The sequence below is a fragment of the Xanthobacter sp. NM-25 genome (assembly GCF_022138605.1).
Lineage (GTDB): Bacteria > Pseudomonadota > Alphaproteobacteria > Rhizobiales > Xanthobacteraceae > Xanthobacter.
The window spans coordinates 91,893-114,747 of record NZ_JACBFS010000009.1 but is presented as its reverse complement, the minus strand read 5'-3'; the positions used below and the strand labels follow the sequence as shown (position 1 = coordinate 114,747).

15 protein-coding genes are annotated in these 22,855 nt (G+C 69.2%); 11 read left to right on the top strand and 4 right to left on the bottom strand.

The features are described 5' to 3' along the window. Positions 1 to 125 precede the first annotated feature (125 nt). Both MEU52_RS20660 and MEU52_RS20655 read right to left on the bottom strand, forming a co-directional pair. The gene (locus MEU52_RS20660) at positions 126 to 3,215 is read right to left on the bottom strand and encodes an efflux RND transporter permease subunit (RefSeq protein WP_238123680.1); all 3,090 of its coding nucleotides are present in this window, start codon (positions 3,213 to 3,215) and stop codon (positions 126 to 128) included. After that, positions 3,212 to 4,336, bottom strand: a complete 1,125-nt coding sequence (locus MEU52_RS20655; protein ID WP_238123679.1) for an efflux RND transporter periplasmic adaptor subunit — start codon at positions 4,334 to 4,336, stop codon at positions 3,212 to 3,214. The genes MEU52_RS20660 and MEU52_RS20655 overlap by 4 nt, the downstream gene beginning before the upstream one ends. A gap of 438 nt (positions 4,337 to 4,774) precedes the next feature. Between MEU52_RS20655 and MEU52_RS20650 the strand changes: the two genes are divergently transcribed. Then, positions 4,775 to 7,072: a tetratricopeptide repeat protein gene (locus tag MEU52_RS20650; RefSeq protein ID WP_238123678.1), complete on the top strand. Its 2,298-nt coding sequence runs from the start codon at positions 4,775 to 4,777 to the stop codon at positions 7,070 to 7,072. 53 nt (positions 7,073 to 7,125) lie between these two features. On the opposite strand, the gene MEU52_RS20645 is transcribed toward MEU52_RS20650, so the two are convergent. After that, positions 7,126 to 8,598 (bottom strand): DUF1254 domain-containing protein, encoded by a 1,473-nt coding sequence (locus tag MEU52_RS20645; protein ID WP_238123677.1) that lies wholly within the window; start codon positions 8,596 to 8,598, stop codon positions 7,126 to 7,128. Between the two features lie 249 nt (positions 8,599 to 8,847). Between MEU52_RS20645 and MEU52_RS20640 the strand changes: the two genes are divergently transcribed. The 8 genes from MEU52_RS20640 to MEU52_RS20605 all read left to right on the top strand — a co-directional run bounded on the left by MEU52_RS20640 (position 8,848) and on the right by MEU52_RS20605 (position 18,588). Beyond that, positions 8,848 to 9,951: an AraC family transcriptional regulator gene (locus MEU52_RS20640; protein WP_238123676.1), complete on the top strand. Its 1,104-nt coding sequence runs from the start codon at positions 8,848 to 8,850 to the stop codon at positions 9,949 to 9,951. Between the two features lie 283 nt (positions 9,952 to 10,234). Beyond that, entirely contained in the window at positions 10,235 to 11,656 is a 1,422-nt protein-coding gene (locus tag MEU52_RS20635) for an FAD-binding oxidoreductase (protein ID WP_238123675.1), read from the top strand. A gap of 53 nt (positions 11,657 to 11,709) precedes the next feature. Beyond that, entirely contained in the window at positions 11,710 to 12,795 is a 1,086-nt protein-coding gene (locus MEU52_RS20630) for an ABC transporter substrate-binding protein (RefSeq protein WP_238123674.1), read from the top strand. A gap of 30 nt (positions 12,796 to 12,825) precedes the next feature. Beyond that, positions 12,826 to 13,917 carry an ABC transporter ATP-binding protein gene (locus MEU52_RS20625; RefSeq protein WP_238123673.1) on the top strand — a complete coding sequence of 364 codons (1,092 nt, stop codon included), beginning with the start codon at positions 12,826 to 12,828 and terminating at the stop codon, positions 13,915 to 13,917. Positions 13,918 to 13,920: 3 nt separating this feature from the next. Continuing rightward, complete coding sequence (locus tag MEU52_RS20620) at positions 13,921 to 15,714, top strand: ABC transporter permease subunit (protein WP_238123672.1); 1,794 nt, start codon at positions 13,921 to 13,923, stop codon at positions 15,712 to 15,714. A gap of 28 nt (positions 15,715 to 15,742) precedes the next feature. Continuing rightward, complete coding sequence (dapA, locus tag MEU52_RS20615; RefSeq protein WP_238123671.1) at positions 15,743 to 16,648, top strand: 4-hydroxy-tetrahydrodipicolinate synthase; 906 nt, start codon at positions 15,743 to 15,745, stop codon at positions 16,646 to 16,648. Positions 16,649 to 16,703: 55 nt separating this feature from the next. After that, positions 16,704 to 17,543 carry an IclR family transcriptional regulator gene (locus tag MEU52_RS20610; RefSeq protein WP_238123670.1) on the top strand — a complete coding sequence of 280 codons (840 nt, stop codon included), beginning with the start codon at positions 16,704 to 16,706 and terminating at the stop codon, positions 17,541 to 17,543. A gap of 181 nt (positions 17,544 to 17,724) precedes the next feature. Beyond that, positions 17,725 to 18,588, top strand: a complete 864-nt coding sequence (locus MEU52_RS20605) for an aldo/keto reductase family protein (RefSeq protein ID WP_238123669.1) — start codon at positions 17,725 to 17,727, stop codon at positions 18,586 to 18,588. 12 nt (positions 18,589 to 18,600) lie between these two features. Here MEU52_RS20605 and MEU52_RS20600 read toward each other — a convergent pair whose 3' ends face one another. Next, on the bottom strand, positions 18,601 to 19,950 hold the full coding sequence (locus MEU52_RS20600; RefSeq protein WP_238123668.1) for a sugar porter family MFS transporter: 1,350 nt from the start codon (positions 19,948 to 19,950) through the stop codon (positions 18,601 to 18,603). Positions 19,951 to 20,118: 168 nt separating this feature from the next. Here MEU52_RS20600 and MEU52_RS20595 point away from each other — a divergent pair, with 168 nt between their 5' ends. After that, a complete protein-coding gene (locus MEU52_RS20595) occupies positions 20,119 to 21,435 on the top strand; it encodes a DegT/DnrJ/EryC1/StrS family aminotransferase (RefSeq protein ID WP_238123699.1) in 1,317 nt (438 codons plus the stop codon). 52 nt (positions 21,436 to 21,487) lie between these two features. Beyond that, positions 21,488 to 22,855, top strand: a complete 1,368-nt coding sequence (locus MEU52_RS20590) for a sugar porter family MFS transporter (RefSeq protein WP_238123667.1) — start codon at positions 21,488 to 21,490, stop codon at positions 22,853 to 22,855.

Genomic DNA, 22,855 nt, shown 5'->3' with positions numbered 1-22,855 from the left:
CCCCGCCCGCGCGGGGCGTATGGGCTGTGCGTTTGCTGCAAGCCCTGTGCGTTTCCTGGTGGTGTCACGCCGTGGGCGGCGCTCTTGCTTCGGGCCCGGCGGCGTGCCGCCGCCGGGATCATCGGTCAGGCGTGGGCCGGCGCCGCGGCAGGTGCGGCCGCCTGCTCCGGCCCGGTATCGGGGCCGAACCAGGCCACGTAGAGCGCCGGCAGGAAGATGAGGGTGAGCAGTGTGCCCACCAACAGACCGCCCATGATGGCGAAGGCCATGGGCCCCCAGAACACGGTGGGGGCGATGGGGATCATGCCCAGCACGGTCGAGACGGCGGTGAGCATGATGGGCCGGAAGCGGGTGGAGGAGGCGTGCACCACCGCATCCCACACCTTTTTGCCGGCGGCCCGGTCGGCCTCGATCTGGCCGATCAGGATCACCGCATTCTTGGTGATCATGCCGATCAGCGCCAGCACGCCGAGAATGGCCACGAAGCCCAGCGGCCGGCCGGAGGCGAGCAGCGCCGCCACCACGCCAATGAGGCCCAGCGGCGCCACCGACAGCACGATGATGAGCCGCTGGAAGCTCTTCAGCTCGAACATGAGCACCGTGAACATCAACAGCAGCATCACCGGCACCACCGCCACCACCGAGGCGAGGGAGGCGGCGCTTTCCTCCACCGTGCCGCCCACCGCGATGTCGTAGCCGGCGGGCAGGGTCTTGCGCAGCGCCTCGATCTTGGGCTGCAGCGCTTCCACCACGCTCTCCGGCAGCACGCCGCGCGTCACGTCGGCCTGCACGGTGAGCGTGGGCACCCGGTCGCGCCGCCAGATGGCGGGATAGTCCTGGCCATATTCGAAGGTGGCGATCTGGCTCAGCGGCACGGTACGGCCGCTGGGCAGAGGCACCTGCAGGGTGGCGAGGCTGTCGAGGGAGACACGCTCCTCGTCAGTGGCGCGGGCCACCACATTGACGAGATAGATGTCGTCCCGTACCTGGGTCACCGGCGCGCCGCTGAGCACCGTGTTGAGCACCCCGGCGAGCTGGGCGGTGGAGAGGCCGAGCAGCCGCGCCTCGTCCTGGTTCACGACGATGCGCACCTGGCGGGCGGGCTCGATCCAATTGTAGTTGATCTGCTCCGCCTTGGGGTTGGAGGCCACCACCGCCGCCAGATCGAAGGCGATGGCGCGGACCTTCTCAATGTTCGGCCCGGACACCCGATACTGCACTGGCCAGCCCACCGGTGGGCCGAGCTCCAGCGGCGCGATGCGCGAGACGAGCTGCGGGAAGTCTTCCGCCAGCACCTTCTCCAGCTTCGCGCGCAGCCGGTCGCGCCCGGCCACATCCTTCGCCACGATCACCGTCTGGGCGAAGAAGTCGTTGGGCAGCTGCACGTCGAGGGGCAGATAGAAGCGGATGGCGCCACGGCCCACATAGGTGCTCCAGCGGTCCACGTCGGGATCGCCCTGCAGCACCTTGTCGAACGCTTCCGCCACCGCCTCGCTGGCGTAGATGGAGGCGTTTTGCGGCGAGGCGAGGTCCACCAGCAGCTCGGGCCGGTCGGACGACGGGAAGAACTGGCGCGGGATCAGCGGCAGCGCCAGCACCGACAGCACGAACAGGCCGAGGGTCACGGCGATGGTGGCCCAGCGCATCTTGAGGCAGCCGATGAGCAAACGGCGGTAGAGCCCCATCACTCCCTTCGGCGGCGCATCGGGATCGGGCACCTGGTTCCTGGGCGGCGCCTTCAGGATCAGCGTCTGCAGCAGCGGCGCGAATAGCACCGCCACGATCCACGACACCAGCAGGGCGATGGCCACCACCGCGAACAAAGTGAAGGTGTATTCGCCGGCCGAGGAGGCGGCGAAGCCCACCGGCACGAAGCCGGCCACCGTCACCAGGGTGCCGGCCAGCATGGCCGCCGCATAGGCCTTGAAGGCGTAGGAGGCGGCGGTGACCTTGTCATCCCCGGCGGCGAGCCGCGTCAGCGTCGCGTCGGTGGTGGTCATGGCGTCGTCCACCATGAGCGCCAAGGCGATGATGAGGGCGCCCAGCGAAATGCGCTGCATGTCGATGTTGGTGATCTGCATCAGCGCGAACACGATGGCGAGGGTGAGCGGGATGGCCAGCGCCACGATGGCGCCCGCCCGCACGCCCAGAGCGATGAACGACACCACCAGGATGATGGCCACCGCCTGCCACAGGCTTTCCATGAACTCGGCGATGGCGTTGTTCACCGTCACCGCCTGGTCGGCCACCAGATGCGCTTCGATGCCCACCGGCAGGTTGGCGACGATGCGGTTCATGGCGGCATCGATATTCTTGCCCATGGCCAGGATGTCGCCGCCGTCCCGCATGGCGATGGCGAGGCCGATGGCCGGCTGGCCGTTGACGCGGAACATGGGCTGGGGCGGATCGGCAAAGCCGCGGCGGATGGTGGCGATGTCCGCGAGGCGGATGAGCCGGCCGTTCACCACGAAATTGACGTTGGCGATGTCCTGTTCCGAGGAGAAGGCGCCGGAGACCCGCACCGCCAGGTTCTCCGAACCGGTGCGGATCTCGCCCGAGGGCTGCACGATGTTTTGCCGCTGCAGGGCCGCCAGCACCGCCGCCCGGTCGATGCCGAGGCTGGCGAGCTCGCGCATGGAGAACTCGATGAAGATGCGCTCGTCCTGGGCGCCGAGGATCTCGATCTTCGAGACGTCCGGCACATGCAGCAGCTCGGAGCGGGCGTCTTCCACATAGTCGCGCAGCTCGCGCTGGGTGAAGCCGTCCGAGGTGAAGCCGTAGATGATGCCGAAGGTGTCGCCGAACTCGTCATTGAAGAACGGTCCGACGATGCCCTGGGGCAGGGTGTGGCGGATGTCACCCACGCTCTTGCGCACGTGATACCAGATGTCCGGCACCTCGGCGCCGGTGGCCGAGCCTTTCAATTGCACGAAGATGGTGGTGGTGCCGGGGCGGGTGTAGCTCTGCAGATGGTCGAGCTTCGGCACTTCCTGCAGCTTGCGCTCCAGCCGCTCGGTGACCTGCTTGAAGGTCTCTTCGAGGGTCGCGCCCGGCCAGTTGGCCTGCACCACCATGGTCTTGATGACGAAGGTCGGGTCTTCCGCCCGGCCCAGGTTCTTGAACGCCATCACCCCGGCCACCACGGAGATGGCCATGAGGTAGATGATGATGGAGCGGTGCTTGAGCGCCCAGGCGGAGAGGTTGAAGCCGTTCACGACTGAGGCTCCAGCAGGCGCACCTGCTGCCCCGGATGCAGGGCCTGGACGCCCGCCGTCACCACGATCTCATCGGCCTTCAGGCCGTCGCCCACCGCCACGGCGGCGGGGCTGAAGCGCAGCACTTCCACATTGCGCAGCGCCACCGTCTTGGTCTTGGAATCCACCACCCACACCGCCGGCTTGTCGTTGAGGCGGGTGAGGGCGCTCGCCGGAATCTCGATGACCGGGGCATTGTCCACCGCCACCCGGCCGATCACCGTGGTGCCGAGGCGCAGCGCCTCCGGCGGGTTGATGAGGCCCACCCGGACCCGGAAGGTGCGGGTGACCGGATCGGCCTGGGGCGCCACCTCGCGCACCCGGCCCTGCGCGGTCACGGCGGGATCGCCGGCCAGGGTCACCTCCACCAGCGGATCGCTCGGCAAGGTGGAGAGCAGAGCCGCGGGCACCTCGAACACGGCGTCGCGGCCATCGCGGCGCGCCACCTCGACGATGGGCTGGCCGGGCTGCACCACCTCGCCGGGCTCGGCCCGGCGCTGGGTGACGACGCCGGCGGAATCCGCCTTCAGCTCGGTGAAGCCGAGCCGGTCTTCGGCCATGCGCACCCGGGCTTCCGCGTCGTCGAGCTGGGCGCGGGCATTGAGGAACGCCTGCTCGGCCTGCTCATACTGGGCGCGCGGGGTGAAGCCGCGGGCCAGCAGCTGGCGCTGGCGCTCATACTGGTTGCGCGTCTGGGTGACGTTGGCGGTGGCCGCCGAGACCGCCGCCTGGGCCGAGCGCAGAGCGTTCTGCTCATCCTGCGGATCGAGCCGCGCCAGCACCTGGCCGGGCTGAACCTGGTCGCCGACATTCACCAGCCGCTCGATGACGCGTCCACCGATGCGGAAGCCATAGGAGGCCTCGTTCTGCGCCTCCACCTGGCCGGTGAGGGAGACGGTGTCGCCGGCGGGCCGGGCCGCCGCGATCACGGTGCGCACCGGGCGCGGCTCGGGGGCTTGCGCCTCCTGCTTCTCGCCGCAGGCCGCCAGCAGCAGCGGCGCGCCCAGGAGCAGGATCGGGAGGGCGAGCCGGCGCCTGCGGGAGGCCGGCGTGGTCTTCAGCAGAAGCGACTCGACGGCCACGGTGGCACCCCTTTTCAGACAAAACATCAGTTTCCTATAGCCGAGGTGCTGCGGTGCCACTAGCGCCGGCCACCGCCGACTTTGGTCCCCTATGAAACCGCGCGGACGGAGGCGATGGGCCGCCGCGGGGGAGGGCTGCATACCGCCAGCGCTTGAGTTTCCACCGCATGGCCTTTCGGTGGAGGTATCAAGGTCGCGCACACTTCCTGGTTGGTGGGGCAGGGCGGCTCGGCCGCAGGCCATCACATTCGTGTGGAGTGTTGCTGCATGGGCGCACCTTTCGCCGGCAAAGCCGCGGCGGTGATGTCTCAAGACAGGACAGAGGGGCGGGGATCGGCTATCGCATCGAGGGTCCGGTGGTGTGAGTTGTGCCGGTCCGGGTTGTGCCACTCGGCCGATCCAGGTTCGGGCGGGCCGTCGGCGGCACGGGAGTGGAATTTGAGCGATCTGCGGAGCATGGCCGTCGCGCTGGCGGTCGGTCTGGTGTCGGCCCTCGCCATCGCCGGCATCGGCGCCCGGCGGGTGGATGCCGAGCCGACCCCGCCGCTGGTGGGCAGTGAGGCCTGCGCCGATTGCCATGGGGCGCAGACCGAGGCGTGGCGCAACTCCCAGCATGCGGTGGCCATGCAGCACGCCACCGCGAAGACGGTGCTCGGCGACTTCAATGGGGTCGATGTCGACTATTTCGGCACCCGCTCGCGCTTCTTCCGAGACGGCGACAAGTTCATGGTGACCACCCAGGGGCCGGATGGCGCCGACACCACCTATGAGGTGAAGTACACCTTTGGTGTCCATCCGCTGCAGCAATATCTGGTGGAGTTCGCCGACGGCCGGGTGCAGGCCCTGCCGTTCGCCTGGGACAGCCGGCCGAAGGCGGCGGGTGGCCAGCGCTGGTTCCATCTCTATCCCAAGGAGCCGATCCGCGCCGGCGATCCCCTGCACTGGACCCGGCCGAGCCAGAACTGGAACTTCATGTGCGCGGAGTGCCACTCCACCGGGGTGCGCAAGAATTACGACGCTGCCACCGATCGCTTCAATACCACCTTCTCGGAGATCTCGGTCGGCTGCGAGTCCTGTCACGGCGCCGGGGGCGGGCATGTCGCCTGGGCCCGCGGCGGGGCGGATCCCGCCCAGCCGCGCATGGGTTTCGCCAGTCTCCCCGCGCGCCGCCCCACGCCCGACTGGACCCCTGATCCCGCCACCGGCAGCCCGGCCCATGGCACCAGCCGGCCCAGTGGCGACGAGGTGGAGACCTGCGCCCGCTGCCATGGCCGCCGCGGCATCCTCTCCGAGGACTGGGCCCCGGGCCATCCGCTCACCGACACCCATCTGCCGGCGCTGCTCTCGGGGGATCTGTTCGAGGATGACGGGCAGATGCGCGACGAGGTCTTCAACGACCACAGCTTCAAGCAGAGCCTGATGTATGCCAAGGGCGTGGTGTGCAGCGATTGCCACGATCCCCACAGCGGCGCGCTCAAGGCGGAGGGGGCGGCCGTGTGCGGGCAGTGCCACGCGCCGGAGCGTTTCGCCAGCCAGAGTCATACCGGCCACGTGCCGGGGCCGCAGGCGCCGGACTGCATCTCCTGCCACATGCCGGCGCGCACCTATATGGTGGTGGACCAGCGCCACGATCATTCGTTCCGCGTGCCGCGGCCCGACCAGTCGGTGGCGTTCGGCACGCCCAACGCCTGCACGGACTGCCACAGGGACAAGCCGGCGCAATGGGCGGCCGATGCGGTGGCCCGCTGGCACGGGCCCGACCGCAGGGGCTTCCAGACCTGGACCGAGGCGTTCCACCGGGCCCGCGCCGGCGAGCCGGCGGCGCGGGCGCTGCTGCTCCAGCTCGCCGACGATCCCGCCACGCCGGGCATCGTGCGGGCGACCGCCCTGTCGGAGGCGCAGCAGTTTCCCGCCCAGGCCACCGCGGCCGCCGTGGAGAAGGGGCTGGGCGATGCCGATCCCATGGTGCGGGTGGTGGCGCTGCGCGGCCTGGCCGGCCAGCCGGCGGCCCGGCGCCTGGACCTGGCCGGTCCGCTGCTGGCGGACCCGGTGGCGGCGGTGCGCATGGAGGCGGCGGTGGTGCTGGCCGATCAGGCGGTGGCCGATCTGCCGCCGGAGCTGCGCGGCCGGCTCGCCACCGCGCTGGCGGAATATGAGGCGGCCCAGCGGCTCAACGCCGATCGGCCGGACGCCCGGGCCAACCTGGCGCGGGTGCTGGCGGCGCGGGGTGATGTGGCGGCCGCCGAGGCGGAGCTGCAGGCGGGGCTGCGCCTTGCCCCCGATGCCACCGGGCTTACGGTCAACCTGGCCGATCTCTACCGGGCCCAGGGGCGCGAGGGGGAGGTGGAGCGCACCTTGCGCGCGGCGCTCGTCGCCAGCCCGCGCTCGGGGGCCCTGCATCATGCGCTCGGTCTCTCTCTGGTGCGGCAGAAGCGCTACGAGGCGGCACTGAGCGAACTGCGGCAGGCCATGGAGCTGGCGCCGGAGGATCCGCGCTTCGCTTACGTCTATGCCGTGGCCCTCACGTCCACCGGCCAGGGTGAGGAAGCGCGGGCGGTGATCGATCAGGCCTTGCGCCGCCACCCCTATGATGGGGGCCTGCTGACGCTGGCGCTGCAGGGGGCGATCCGCGGCGGCCAGGTGGCGCAGGTGGCGGACCTCGCCACCCGCCTGTCGCAGGTGCAGCCGGACGATGCCAATCTCGCCCGGCTGGTGGAGCGTCTCAAGGGGCGCTGACCGCGTCCGCCGGCGGCGGTTCGCGGCCAGCGGGCCGTGCCGCGAACCGCGCGTCAGGCCTTCACCACCGGCGGCGGCGCCCAGGTGCCGTCGAGTACGGAGGGCGGGGTGCGGTTGGGCCAGTAGAGGCGCATGGTCAGGGCGAAGGGCGCGGCCGGCGCCGGCAGCCAGTTCTGCTCCTTGTCCTTGCCCGGGGATTCGTGCTGGACATAGAGCGTCAGCGAGCCGTCGTCGTTGTAGACGAAGTCATTGCGGGTGCTGACCGTGAGCTTGTTCAGCGCATTGGGGTAGAACCACAGCCCGTTGTCGATCTGATACATGGTGATCGACCAGAACGCCTTGGGATTGACGGGCGGCATCTCGCCCTTCTTGAAGGTCACGGTGTAGCGGTTCCGGCCGTCGAGCTTGGCGCCGGTGCCATCCACATAGGTGGTGGGATAGACCGAGACCTGCGGCTGCTGGGCCGGCCAGCCGTTGGAGGCCCAGGCGGCGCGGGTCAGATAATCGGTGCCGTAGATGGCGCCGGTGCTGGTGACCCGCCAGCCGTTCACATCCTTGCCGAGGGTGGCCCAGGTCTCGTTCAGCTTGTCGGTGACGCGCTGCGGCACGTCCTGGAGCGCCGCGCGGATGGCGGGATCGAGGGCTGACAGCTTGAAGCGCTGGCCGGGCACGATGCCGATCCGGGCCATCTTGTCGAGCATCGGTGCATCGGCGGCGGGCGGCACGGCCACGGTGCCCATCAGCCGCGTCAGCCAGTCGAAATAACCCTCGACGCCGAGGGCCAGGATGACCTTCTGCGGCGCCTCGTCCATCTTGATGCCCACATCCGCCACGGGCGGGGCGACGAAGCTGAAGTCCTTGCCGTAGGACGACAGGGGCACGACCTTGTACTGGTCCTGCAGCGTGTGGACGATGGCCAGGTCCTCGGGGGTGTCGAGGGCGTAGGTGCGACCCAGCACGCCCAGGTAACGGGTGGGATAGGCGATGTGGGTCATGCCCTTGGGCACCTCGCCGCTCCAGCCGGGGCCGGTGAACAGATAGGTGGCGGCGGCGGTGCCGGTGGTGTTGGTGCCCACCGAGTGCTTCACCACCATCCACAGGTCGACCAGCTCGAAGTTGAAGAAGCGATCCTTGATCTCCGGATGGCTGAAGACCATCGGCTCCTTCAGGTCGAGCCACGCCATGGAATACAGCGTGTCCGCATTGGTGGCCGAGACGCCGCGATAGGTGGCCGGCGGGTAGCCTCGCACATTGAAGAACGAGCCCAGCGGCGCGCTCATCAGGCCGGGCTTGGCCACATTGCTCATCTGCAGCCGGGTGATGTCGGTGGTGACCAGGGAATAGCCATAGATATAGGCATCGATGGCGATCTGCCGGGCCTCTTCGGCGCTGAGGCCGGCCTCGGCCCGGCCGGTGGCGGGCGCGACGGCCACGGCGGTGGCCAGGGCGGTGGCCAGGGCGCCGACGGCGGTGGTGGCCAGAAAGGCGCGGCGCGACAGCGTGCGGCTGGTCAAACGTGTGTTCATCTGGAACATCCCCGAGACAGTGGGTTGTGTCGGCCGCATCGGGCTGTGCGGTCGGCGTGGAAGGGCGCGCCGGCGCGGCGCGCGGTCCGCTCCGGTGCAGGGCGCGCTGTGCGCTGCTCCCAGCCCGGCGACCCCCGTCCGGGTGGGGCGCGCTCGGGAAAGCGTGGTCAGTCCCACATCCCGCCCTTATCGTATCCGACAAGGGGCGCTCTCCGCGGATTCGCCACCACTCGCACCGGAGCGGCTCAGGTGACAGAGCAAAGAAGGCAGGCGCCGACCACCCATTTTGCGCCAGTGCCGCGCAGGCTCCCGGCCCGTGCGGCACTGGGCGACACCCCGCTGCTGACGGTGACCGCGCTGGCCGGAGTTCCCGGCTTCGTGCGCGAGAGCTTCGGCGAGCGGGTGCTGCAGCGGGCGGTTCAGGCGGCCATGCTCGATATCGAGGCGGTGGAGGACCAGGATTGCTTCATCCCTCACATCACCGTGACCACCTTCGTGGATGCCGTGGCGCGTTTTTCCGGGGACGATGCCTTCTCGCTGACGCTGGCGCCGCACCTGACCATGGCCAGCAAGGGCTGCTGGGCCACCTACATGCTGGCGGCGCCCACCCTCGGCGCGGCGATTGCGCGGGGCATCGACACCATCGGCTTCCACAGCCGGGGCGATGTGATGTCGCTGGCGGTCCATGAGGGCACCGCGCGGCTCGCTTATGCCAGCGCGGCCCGAGGTTTCGATGGCTATAGCCATGTGGCGGTGGGCACCGCCGGCATTCTGCTCAGCCTGTGCCGGGCTTTTCTGCCGGCCGCCTGGCGGCCGGGGCGGATCGCCTTCGATCTGCCGCGACCGCCGCGGCCGGAGCTGTTCGAGGCGACGTTCGGGTGCCCGGTGGTGTTCGATGCGCCGGCGCTCGCCGTCACCTTTCCTGCAGATCTCTTGCGGCGGCGGGCGCGCCACGGCGGCGCCCTGCCGCCGATCACCGTGGCCGATATCGCCCGGGCGCGGGTGGAGTGCCGCACGTTGAACCGCCTGCGTGACGTGCTGGAGCAGCAGATCTGGACACAGGTGCTCAGCGGCCGGGTGTCCATCGAGAGCGCGGCGCATGCGGTGGATACCAGCGTGCGGACCCTCCAGCGCGAGCTCAATCGCGAGGGCACCAGCTTCCGGGAGCTCGCCAACGCTATGCGCATCAAGCGGGCGGCGGAACTGCTGCGCGACACCGATCTTTCCGTTACCGCGATCTCCACGGTGCTGGGCTATGCGGCGCCGGCCCATTTCGCCCGCGCCTTCCGCCAGGGGCGTGGCATCAGCCCCCATGAGTTCCGCGTGCACGCCGCGTCCAACGTCGCCGCGTAAGCCGGTACGTGCGGATCGCGCGTGGAGCAGGCGCGCCAAGGGGATCTTTGACGCCCGGGCGTGACAACCACCGGCCCCTTTTGCCCTCTCAACTCCGTTGTCCCCCGTGGTCGGGGCGCGGCCAAGGCGCGCCGGCCGCGGAGCCGGCCCCTGGCTTTTCGGCCGAATACGGCCGGGGCGGGGCCGCAGAGGTCTTGATACCTGCGGGCCGCTTTGTTTAAGATACAATTGATGTAATTGTTATGCGATTAAAATTCGCATTCGTCGCACAAGGCACCGCCCGATGACGATCCTTTCCGCGCTCCGGCAGGTCCTGGCCGAAACGGCCATTCTCACCGCGCCGGCCGATGTCGCCCCCCATCTCACCGACTGGCGCGGGCGATATAGCGGCGCGGCTGAGTGCGTGGTGCTGCCGGCCACCACCCAGGAAGTGGCTGCGGTGGTGAAGATCTGCGCCACCCGTGGGGTTCCGGTGCTGCCGCAGGGTGGCAACACCAGCTTGTGTGGCGGTGCCGTGCCGGGCGGCGCGGCGCGCCCGGTGATCATCAATCTCTCCCGCATGCGCCGCATCCGCGCCCTCGATGCCGCCAACAACACCATGGTGGTGGAAGCCGGCTGCGTGCTGGCGACGGTGCAGGAGGCGGCGGCCGCCGCCGGCCGGCTCTATCCCATCAGCCTCGGCGCCGAGGGCTCGTGCCAGATCGGCGGCACCATCGCCACCAATGCCGGCGGCACCGGCGTGCTGCGCTATGGCAACACGCGGGAGAACATCCTGGGCCTCGAGGTGGTGCTGCCCGACGGCAGCATCTGGGATGGCCTCTACACCCTGCGCAAGAACAACACCGGTTATGATCTCAAGCACCTGTTCATCGGCGCCGAAGGCACCTTGGGGATCGTCACCGGCGCGGTGCTGAAGCTGCATCCCCTGCCCACCGCCCATGCGGTGGCGTGGCTGGCGCTGGAGACGCCGGAGCAGGCGCTGGAGCTGCTCGGCCTGTTCCAGGCCGCGTGCAGCTCGCGGCTCTCGGCGTTCGAGCTGATGAACGCGCTGCAGCTGCAATTGGTGCTCGATCACGTGCCCGGGCGGCGCAATCCGCTTGCCGCCGGCGCCCCCTGGCACCTTCTGGTGGAATTGTCCGACACCGGCGACGAAGGCGAGCTGACCGCGACGTTGGAAAGGGTGCTGGAGCAGGCGCTGCGGGCGGGCCTCGTCACCGATGCGGTTCTGGCCTCCAGCGAGGCGCAGCGCGCCGCCATGTGGCTGGTGCGGCACAGCGTTTCGGAAGCCAACAAGAAGGCGGGCGTGGGCCTCACCACCGATTGCGCGGTGCCGGTTTCCGCCGTGCCCGCCTTCCTCAGGAGCGCCACCGAAGCCATGCGCGCGGTGGTGCCGGATCTGCCTGCCATCGTGGTGGCCCACATGGGCGACGGCAATGTGCACTTCATCCCCTTCTTCACCCATGCCGCCTGGGCGGCGCTGGAGAACCGGGAGGAGATCGCGGCCCGGGTGCGGGCGGCGGTGACCGATGCCGGCAGCGCCCTCGGCGGCACCTTCAGCGCCGAGCACGGCATCGGCCAGACCCTGGTGCCCGAGATGGCGCGCCGCAAGCCGGCGGTGGAACTCGCCCTGATGCGCACCCTCAAGGCGGCGCTTGACCCCGCCGGCCTGTTCAACCCCGGCAAGCTGCTGCCGCCGGCGCCCTGACATCCCGCCCCTTTCAAGACCCTCCAGAGCCTGAAAAACATAAGGGAACTGCCATGACCCACGCGTCGAAGACCAACGGAGTTTCGCGTCGCACCGTGCTGCTGGGGGCCGCCGCCGCTGGCGCCCTCGCCATGCCCGCCGTGTGGAGCCCCGCCCGGGCCCAGAACAAGCGCATCGTGGTGCGCGACGACGGTGGCATCTACACCAAGGCCTATGGTGCCATCTATTACCGCCCCTTCACCGAGGCCACCGGCATCGAGGTGGTGGCGGTGCAGGCCAATGCCGAGCCCACCGCCCAGATCAAGAGCATGGTGGAAACCGGCAACTACACCTGGGACATGGCCAAGATCAGCTCGCCGGCCATCCTCATCCTCACCGCCGGCGCGCGGGTCTATCTCGAAAAGCACGGCCTCGAGAACGAGGCGGTGATCAAGTCGATCCCGGCCCAGTACATGTCGCCTTATGGGGTCGGCACCAACGTCTATTCCACCGTGCTCGCCTATCGCACCGATGCCTTCAAGGGCCGCAAGGCGCCGGAGAGCTGGGCGGACCTGTGGGACGTGAAGGGCATTCCCGGCCGCCGCGCCATGCGCAAGCATGCGTTCGACACCATCGAGCAGTCGCTGATGGCGGCCGGCGTGCCCACCGACAAGGTCTATCCGTGTGACCTCGACAAGGCCTTCGCCTCCCTCGACAAGATCAAGCCGGACGTGGCCGTGTGGTGGACCAGCGGCGCGCAGGTGGAGCACATGCTGACCTCCGGCGAGGTGGACATGCTGCCCACCTGGGTGTCCCGTGCCCAGGCCGCGCAGGCCGCCGGCGCGCCGGTGGGGATCATCTGGAACCAGGGCATCTGGGGGGCCGACAGCTGGTCGATCCTGGCCGGCTCGCCCAATGCGGACGCCTGCCGCCAGTTCATCACCTTCGCGTCCGACCCCAAGCGCCAGGCAGCGCTGACCGAGTATTTCCCCGCCGGCGTCACCCAGCCGGAGGCCTTCAACTACATCAAGCCGGAGATGGCGAAGAACTGCCCCACCTATCCGGACAACATCAAGACCGGCCTGAAGATCGACGCCAAATACTGGTTCGACAACCAGGCCGCGGTCATCGAGCGCTTCAACGCCTGGCTCCTGAAGTAAGCCGTTCCTTCCAGACGACAGGAGCCCGCCATGGCCGCATCGAGCCTGAAGATCTCGCAGCTCACCAAGACCTACGGTGATTTCGTCGCCCTTGCCCCGACGGACCTCGATGTGGCGGACGGTGAGTTCCTCACCCTGCTCGGCCCCTCGGGGTCGGGCAAGACCACTTTGCTCAGCCTGATCGCCGGGCTGGCGGACGCCGATGCCGGCGCCATCCTGATGGAGGGCGCCGACATCACCTACAGCCCGCCCTATGAGCGGGACATCGGCATGGTCTTCCAGAACTATGCCCTGTTCCCCCACATGAGCGTCATCGACAACATCGCCTTCCCCCTGAAAATGCGGAAGGTCGGCACCGCCGAGGCGCACCGCCGTGCCCAGGAGGCGCTGGAGATGGTGCGGCTGCCGCAGGTGGCCGCCCGCTTTCCGCGTGAGCTGTCCGGCGGCCAGCAGCAGCGCATCGCGCTCGCCCGCGCCCTGGTGTTCCGCCCCTCCATCGTGCTCATGGACGAGCCCCTGGGCGCCCTCGACAAGAAGCTGCGCGACCATATGCAGCTTGAGATCAAGCGGATCCATCGCGAGCTCGGCACCACCATCATCTATGTGACCCACGACCAGGAAGAGGCGATGACCATGTCGGATCGCATCTGCCTGATGAATGCCGGGTCCATCGAGCAATTGGGCACGCCGGACGATCTCTATTTCCGTCCGCGCACCCTGTTCGTGGCTGATTTCCTCGGGGAATCGAACCTGCTGCCGGCCACCGTGCGCGCCGTCGCTGGCGAGACGCTGGACGTGGCCATGGGGGGCGTGGTGGCGCCGGTGGGCGGCAATGGCGCGGCCTTCACGCCGGGCCAGGAGGTGAAGGTGCTGGTGCGCCCGCAGAACCTCACCGTCGATGCCGCCCGGCCCGACGATGGGCGGGTCACCGGCCGGCTCGCCGAGATCATGGTGAGCGGCAGTCTCACCAAGCTCTATCTGGACCCGGTGACGCCGGGCCTGCCGCCGCTGGTGGCGGCGTTCCCCACCCATCGCCGCAGCCCCCACCATGCCATCGGCGACCTCCTGGCGGTGGAATGGCACAGCGCCGACGCCGTCGCCATTCCCTGCGCGGGAGCCTGAGCCATGGCCTCTTCGCATGTGGTGGCACAGGGCGTGAACCACGCGGCGCGGCGCGCCCATGCCCGCCGCAGGGTGCTCACCAAGCTCGCCATGGGCGTGCCGCTGGTGGCGCTGCTGGCGGTGTTCCTGATCCTGCCGGTGGGCCAGCTTCTGGCCCTCAGCGTGGTCGGCGAGAGCGGCTTCAGCCTGAAGCAGTATCAGCAGTTGTTCGCCTCGTCGGTCTATTTCGACGTGTTGCTGATCACCTTGAAGATCTCGCTGCTCACCGCGGTCTTCTCCACCGTGCTCGGCTATCCGGTGGCCTATCTCATCTCCACGCGCGGCGGGCGGGCCAAGGAGCGGCTCCTGTTCTGGGTGCTGCTGGCGTTCTGGACCAGCTTCCTGGTGCGGGCGTTCGCCTGGGTGGTGCTGCTGGGGCGCCACGGGGTGGTGAACAAGCTGCTGCTGGGACTCGGCCTCATCGAGCGGCCGGCGGACCTGCTCTACAATCTCGGCAGCGTGCTGGTGGGCATGGTGCACGCGCTGCTGCCGCTGGCGGTGCTCACCATGTTGTCGGTGATGGAGAATATCGACCGCAACCTGCCGCGGGCCGCCTCCACCCTGGGCGCCCGGCCGGGCAGCGCGTTCTGGAAGGTCTATTTCCCGCTGTCGCTGCCGGGTGTGGCGGCGGGCGCCATCATGGTGTTCGTCACCTCCATCGGCTTCTTCATCGTGCCGGCGCTGTTGGGCGGGCGGCGCGAGACCATGATCACCCAACTGATCATCGACCAGATCCAGCAGACCCTGAACTGGGGCTTCGCCGGGGCCATCTCGGTGCTGCTGCTGGTGGTGGTGCTGGCGGTGTTCGTGGTCTACGACCGCCTGCTCGGCCTCTCCACCATGACCGGATCATCGTCGGCGCGGGCCGCCGGCGCCGGCTCAAGCTTCGCCCATCGCATCGGCGACGCCATCCTCACGGTGCTCGGTGTCATCACCGACGCGCTGCTGGCGCTGCTGCCCCGACGCCGCCGGCGGCGGGCGCCCGGCGAGAGTTCCCGAGGGCTGTCGGTGGTGGTGTGGACCATCCTCATCGTCATGACCGTGCCGGCGGTGCTGATGATCCCGCTGTCGTTCGGCAGCGGCGGGCTCAACTGGCCGCCCACCGGCTTCACCCTGCAGTGGTACCAGGACGTCTTCAACTCGCCGATCTGGATGCAGGCGCTCACCCGCTCGCTGATCGTTGGCGTCGGCACCGGCCTCCTGTCCATGCTCATCGGTACGCCGGCGGCCTTCCTTCTGGTGCGCGGCAACCTGCCGGGCAAGGGGCTGCTGCTGGGCCTGGTGCTGTCGCCCATCGTGGTGCCGCGCATCATCATCGCCGTGGGCCTGTTCTACTTCTTCGCCAACATCGGCCTGGTGGGCAGCGCCCTCGGTCTGGTGCTGGGCCACACGGTGGTGGCGGTGCCCTATGTGGTGATGACCATGATGGCGGTGCTGCGCACCTACGACACCCGCCTCGACCTCGCCGCCCAGAGCCTGGGGGCCGGGCGCTTTGCCACCCTGCGGCACGTCACCCTGCCAATCCTCGGCGCGGGCATGATGTCGTCCTTCCTGTTCGCCTTCGCGACCTCGTTTGACGAGCTCACCATCGCTTTGTTCGCCTCCGGCGGCCTCAACGCCACTTTGCCCAAGCAGTTCTGGGACGAGGTGACGCTGCAGGTGTCCCCGGTGATCGCGGCGGTGTCCACCTGCCTGTTCCTGTTCGTCGGAGCGCTGATCTTCGTGGCCGACCGGCTGCGTCGTCCCGCCGCCCGCTGAATCCGTTTCCCCACAGAGGTTTTGTTCAATGCTGACCGCAGACCGCCTTCGAGGCATCTTCCCCGCCCTGCCCACGCCGGTGCGCGATGACGACAGCGTGGACGAGGTGGCCGTCGGCGCCCTGTTCTCCTGGCTGCTGCAGCAGGGGGTCGATGGCGTGGTGCCGCTCGGGGGCACGGGCGAATATGGGGCGCTGGCCCGGCGCGAGCGGCAGCGCATGGCGGCGCTGTCGGTCACCGCCATGGCCGGCAAGGGCCCGGTGATCGCCGGCGTGCTCGACACCGGCTTTCATGATGCGCTTCAGGCCGGCAAAGAGTTCGCCGCCGAGGGCGTCGATGCCCTGCTGGTGCTGACGCCCTATTACACCAACCCCACCCAGGCCGGTTTGCGCGACTATTTCCTGCGCTATGCCGATGCCTCGCCGGTGCCGGTGCTGCTCTACGAGATCCCCTACCGCACCCGCATCGCCATCGCGCCGGAGGTGATCCACACGTTGTCGCGCCATCCCAACATCATCGGCATGAAGGCGTGCAATCTCGACATGTACCACTTCCTGCAGGTGGTGGCCGGGGTGGACGAGAGCTTCACCGTGCTGAGCGGCGAGGACAGCCTCTTCCCCCTGCATGTGGCGGCGGGCGCCAAGGGCGGCATCGTGGTGACGGCGAACCTGCTGCCGCGCGCCTGGCGGCAGATCCTGGAGGCGGCTGAGGCCGGCCGCACCGCCGAGGCGCTGGCGCTCCACCGCCAGCTGATCCCCCTCATGAACATGGCGTTCCAGGAGACCAACCCCGGCCCCATGAAGTCGGTCATGGACCTGATCGGTGTCAACGCGCCCCACATGCTGGCGCCGCTGGTGGAGCCGGCCCCGGCCCTGCAGAGCGCGCTGCGGGCCGAGCTGCAGCGCCTGTTGGCCGTCACCGAGCGCGCGGCCTGACGGCAAAGGGGAGGCACGGCTTGCAATGACCGCCGATCGCAGACAGATAGGGGCCATGACGCGAACCGGGTCTTCCCTCACTTCCCAGGCCGAGCCGGAGAAGGCGGCCGCCAAGGCGGAGCGCTCGACCCTGTTCGTCGGGTCGGTGGAAAAGGCGTTCCAGGTGCTGCACGCCTTCGACGGGCCGCACCGCTTCATGACGCTGGTGGACATCGCCCGCGCCTCCGGCCTCGACCGCAGCGCCACCCAGCGCCTGGTGCACACCCTGGAGGCGCTGGGCTATCTGCAGCGGGTGCCGCAGACCCGCAACTATCGCCTCACCTCCAAGGTGCTGCAGTTCTCCTACAGCTACATCCGCGCCAACGAACTGATCGACAAGGCTTCGCCCTATCTGCTCGAGATCAGCCGCAACGTGGGTGAGACGGCCAATTTGCAGGAATTGGACGGCCACGAGATCGTGTTTGTCGCCCGCTTTCCCGGCCGGCATCTGGTGAATGTGGACATCGTGGTGGGCAGCCGCCTGCCGGCCCTGTTCACCGCCTCGGGCACCGCCATCCTCTCGCGCCATTCCGACGAGGAGCTGGAGGAGGCGCTGCGCCGCACGCCCCTGGAGCCCATCACCCCCTTCACGGTCACCGATCCGCAGGCCCTGCGCGCGCGGGTGCGCCAGGCGCGGGAGACCGGCTACGCCATCGTCATGAACGAGACAGTGATGGGCGACATTTCGGTGGCCGCCGCCATTACCGACGAGCACGGCCGCGCCGTGGCCGCCATCAACATCTCCGTGCCCACCACCCGCTGGACGGTGGAGCGGGCGCAGGCCGAACTGGTGCAGCACGTGCAGGTGGCGGCCACCTCCATCTCCAAGTCGAAGTTCGCCGGCTACGGCGGTTGACCCGCGGGACACCGCAGGCCAGCCTCGGTGGGGGAATCGTCCCGCCGTTGGCACGCCCGTTGCGTGCAGCCGCGGCTCGAGCGCGGCGCGCGCGGGTCCGGACCGGCGGGCCAGGGCAGGCGAGACGTCGGGGCAGCGGGCTGACGGCTGCGGCACGGGGCCGGCAAGGGGGGCTGGGGTGATGGCGGACAGCGATGACGATGCGCCGCAAGGCATCCTCTCCAGCGCGGGAGTGCGGATGCCGCGCCTGCTCTACGGCACCGCCTGGAAGAAGGAGCGGACCGCCGATCTGGTGGCGCAGGCCCTGCGGGCGGGTTTTCGCGGCATCGACACCGCCTGTCAGCCCAAGCATTATGACGAGCCGGGCGTGGGCGCGGGGGTGGCGGCGGTGCTGGCCGAAGGGCTGTCGCGCCAGGACCTCTACCTGCAGACCAAATTCACCCCCGTCGGCGGTCAGGAGCCGGCCAATCTGCCCTACGATCCGGCGGGTCCGCTGGACGAGCAGGTGCGGCAGTCCTTTCGCGCATCGCTGCGCAACCTGCGCACGGACTATCTCGACGCCCTGATCCTCCACTCGCCCTATCCGGACGACGAGCACACCTTCGCCGTCTGGCGGGCCATGGAGAGCGCCTGCGAGGGTGGAGTGGTGCGCCAGCTCGGGCTCAGCAATTGCTATGAGCCGGAGCGCTTCAAGCGGATCTATGAGCACGCCCGCATCAAGCCGGCGCTGCTGCAGAACCGGTTCTATGCCAAGACCGGCTATGATCGGGAGATCCGCGCCTTCTGCCGGCGCGAAGGGGTGCTCTACGAGAGCTTCTGGACCCTCACCGCCAATCCGGAGCTGCTGGCGCGGCCGGAGCTCGGGGCGATCGCGGGGCGGCATGGGGCGACCCCCGCGCAGGCCTTTTTCCGCTACCTCACCCAGCAGGATGTGGTGTGCCTGACGGGCACCACATCTGCCGCGCACATGGCGGAAGATCTGGCGATCTTCGATTTCCATCTGAGCGCGGCGGAATGCGAGGTGATTGCCGGCTTCCTGGTCTGACGCCGCGCGGCGTCAGCCGTGGGCGCCGAGCCGGCGCAGCGGCCGGCCGGCCAGAACATCCGCCTCGATCTGCTCCAGCCCCACCCGCCGCGTTTCCGGCACGAAGGCGAGGGAGATGGCCAGCGACAGCAGGCAGACGCCGAGGAAGATACCGATGGTGCCGGGAAGGCCGATGCCCTGCACCAGCGACAGGAAGGTGCCCGCCACGATGCCGTTGAACAGCCAGCTGGTGGCCGAGGCGACGGCGATGCCGCGCTCGCGGATGGCGGTGGGGAACAGCTCGGCCATCAGCACATAGGGCAGGGGGCCGAGGGACAGGGCGAAGGCGACGATATAGGCGCCAAGTCCCAGGAGCGCCAGCCACGGCCAGTCCTGGCTGGCGGCGAGGATCACCGTGGCGAGGCTGGCCGCCATGGCCGCCGAGCCGGCGATGAGCAGCGGGCGCCGGCCCAGCCGGTCCACCAGGGCCATGGCGAGCACCGTCGCCAGCACGTTCACCAGGCCGAGCCCGAACGTCGCCGCCAGGGCGGCGGTGCCGGCCGCAAAGCCCAGCTCGGTGAAGATGTGCGGCGCATAATAAAGAATACCGTCGATGCCGGAGAAGTTCTGCAGGATGAACAGCACGCTGCAGAGCAGCAGAACGGCCGCGGTGCTGCCGGCGCGCAGTGCCGCCCGCCAGTCCCCCGCCGGCTTATCGCCGGCCGGTTCGCCCGCCTGCGGGCCCATCTCATCGAGAATGCCGAGCTGGCGGGCGGCGGTGGCGGCGGCTGCGGTGCGGCCCTGCGCCTTCAGCCAGCGGGGGCTTTCCGGCAGCAGCAGCACCGACAGGGCGCTGAACGCGGCGATGACGATGCCACCACCCAGCATCACCTGCCAGGAAGCCCGATCGTGGAGCGCCAGCGGCACCGCATAGCCCACCAGGATGCCGATGGTAATGGCCAGCTGGAACAGGGAGACCACGGCGCCGCGATGTCGGGCCGGCGTCGCCTCGGCCGCATACATGGGAACCACCATGGAGGACAGGCCGACCCCGAGGCCGATGAGCATGCGTGCCGCCACCAGCATGGCGGGCCCAGGCGCCGCCTGTTGGCCGAGGGGGATGAGCGCATAGCCGGCAATGGCGAGGCCCGCGGCGATCAGGCACGACGGCTTGCGGCCGATCCGTGCCGAGAGCGGCGCCGCCAAAGCCGCGCCGATGAAGCAGCCGAGCAGCAGGGCCGTCACCACCATTTCCGTTGCGCGCGTCGAGAGCGCGAACGCCGCCGCAATGTCCCCGACGACTCCGGCAATGGAGGCGGTGCTGAAGCCGAACAGGACTCCGAACCACAAGACAAGGATGGCGGTATAAAGGAACGGCCTCATGAAGATTTCACCCGGAAACCCCTACCTGGAATGGGTCTTGAGCTCAGACACTCAACTCAGGACAAAAAGTCTTGTAAGATGTCCTCAAGCTGAAGCATAACATTAAAATAATTCCAGAGCAGAGACGCCTCGGCTCCTGGCGAGGAAAAGGGGGACACGCTCGTGACCATGCCCACCGCCGCGCAGGAGCACGCCAACCGCCTCGCCATCGAGGGTGGACAGCCCGTCCGCACCGCGCCGCTGCCCTGGGAACTGCCCGGCGCCCACTGGATCGGCGCGGAGGAGCTGGAGCTGGTCTCGCGCGTGGTTCAGGCCCGCAGCCCGTTCCGTTTCTACGGCCCCGATCTCCAGCACATGGTGGATACGCTGGAGAACGAATGGTGCGCCGCCTTTGGCCACAAGCATGCCCTGGGCGTATCCTCCGGCACGGCGGCCTTGAGCATCGCCATGTCGGCGCTGGAGATCGGCCCCGGCGACGAGGTTCTGGTTCCCGGCTATCTGTGGGTCAGCTGTGTCAGCGCCGTGGTGCGCGCCGGCGCCATTCCGCGCCTGGTGGACATCGACGACTGCTTCACCCTCGATCCCGAAGACCTGGCCCGCAAGATCGGCCCCCAGACCCGCGCCGCCTTGATGGTGCATATGAGCGGCGCGCCCGGGCGGGTGGCCGAGGTGGCGGCGATCTGCAAGACCCGCGGCATCGGCCTCATCGAGGACTGTGCCCAGGCCGCGGGCGCCAGCCAGAACGGCAAGGCCGTGGGCACTTTCGGCGACATCGGCATCTTCTCGTTCCAGCTGAACAAGAACATGACCTCCGGCGACGGCGGCATGGTGGTGACCGAGCGCGACGACCTGTTCCGCCGCATCGTCGCTCTGCACGACCTCGGCTATCCGCGCAACGCCCAGGGCCGCCTCGACACCTCCGACGAGAGCTGCCAGCTGTGGGGCGTGGGCGCGCGCATGTCCGAGCTGTCCGGCGCCATGTGTCTTGCCCAGATGCGCAAGCTCGGCCAGATCACCGGCGCCATGCGCGACGCCAAATGGCGCATCCGCAGCGCCCTCGCCGACGTGCCGGGCCTCGGCTTCCGCACCATCGTCGATCCCAAGGGGGATACCGGCCCGTTCCTGCTGATGCTGCTGAAGGACGAGGCCACCGCCCGCCGCTTCGTGGACGCCCTGCGGGCCGAGGGCATCGCCGGCCCGCCGGGCTCCCTCGCCTGCCTCACCCTGCGGGAATGGGGCATGCACTGGTACTGCAACATTCCGAGCCTGGTGAACAAGCGCTCCAACAGCCGCGACGGTGCGCCCTGGACGCTGCCGTCCAACGCCTTCGGCGCTGATTATCATTATGGGCCCGGGGCGCTCGCCCATTGTGACGATCTACATGCCCGCGGCGCACTCCTGACCATCGCGTCCACCCTCACCGACACCGACGTGTCCGACATCGTGACCGCGATCCGCAAGGTGGCCCGCGTCGTCCTCGACTGACGCCGGCCCATGCGCGCTCCGGCGCGCCAACGACCCACCGTGGAGGGCGCCCGTGATCTATCTCATCGCCACCATCGCCGGCATCGCCGGCGCCCTGTTCGGCTTCGACGAGGGGGTCATCGCCGGCGCCCTCGGCCCGCTGCGGCAGGATCTCGGCATCGATCCGCTGGCCGAAGGCATGATGACCTCGGCGGTGCCGTTCGGCGCCTTCGTGGGGGCCATCCTGGGCGGGCGTTTCGCGGCCGCCGCGGGCCGCCGCAAGCTGCTGCTGGTGGCGGGCGCGCTGTTCATCATCGGCGCGCTGCTGAGCGCCACCGCCGGTGGTCTTTGGACGCTGACCGGGGCGCGGCTCATCATCGGCTTCGGGGTGGGCATCGCCGCCATGATGGCGCCGCTCTACATTTCCGAGAGCGCGCCCACCGAGCAGCGGGGCCAACTGGTCTCCATCTACCAGCTGGCCGTCACCCTCGGCATTCTCGGCGCCTATCTGGTGGGCTATGTGTTCGACGACAACTGGCGCCTGATGTTCGCGGTGGGCGCGGTGCCCGCCGTGCTGCTGTTCGCCGGCATCTTCATGGGCACCGACACGCCGCGCTGGCTCGTCTCGCGCGGGCGCAACGTCGAGGCCCGCCAGGTGCTGGCGCGCATGCGCGGCCAGCCGGAGACGGATCGCAAGGTGGCGGCGGAGTTCGAGGCCATCCGCGCCGGCGCCGAGGCCGATGCGCAGCGCCACGGCCGCTTCGCCGATCTCTTCAAGCCCGATGTCCGCCCCGCCCTCATCGTCGCCATGGGGCTGTTCCTGCTGCAGCAGCTCTCCGGCATCAATGCGGTGATCTATTACGCCCCTACCGTGTTCGAGCATGCCGGCTTCAGCTCGGCCACCAACACCATCCTCGCCACCGCCGGCATCGGCTTCGTGAACGTGGCGATGACGGTGGTGGGCATGCTGCTGATCGACCGCATCGGCCGCCGGCTGCTGCTGCTGATCGGTTTTGCCGGCACCGCGGTGGCGCTGGGCATCATCGCCATCGGCGCGGCCACCAACATGCCCGGCATGGACGGCATCACCTTCGCCGCTTTGGTGCTCTACATCTCCGCCTTCGCCATCGCCCTCGGCCCCATGCCCTGGGTGATGATGGCCGAGGTGTTTCCGCTGAACGTGCGCGCCCTGGGCATGAGCCTCGCCTCGCTGGTGAACTGGGGCTTCAACTTCCTGGTGGTCTTCTCCTTCCCCATCCTGGTCGCCGAGTTCGGTCTCGGCGGCGTGTTCGGCCTTTACGCCCTCGTCTGCGTGGCCGGCATTGCCTTCACCCTGTGGCTGGTGCCGGAGACCAATGGCGTGTCCCTGGAAGAGATCGAGCGCCACCTGAAGAGCGGCCGCCCGCTGCGCCAGCTCGGCCGCGGCGTGGCCCACGCCTGA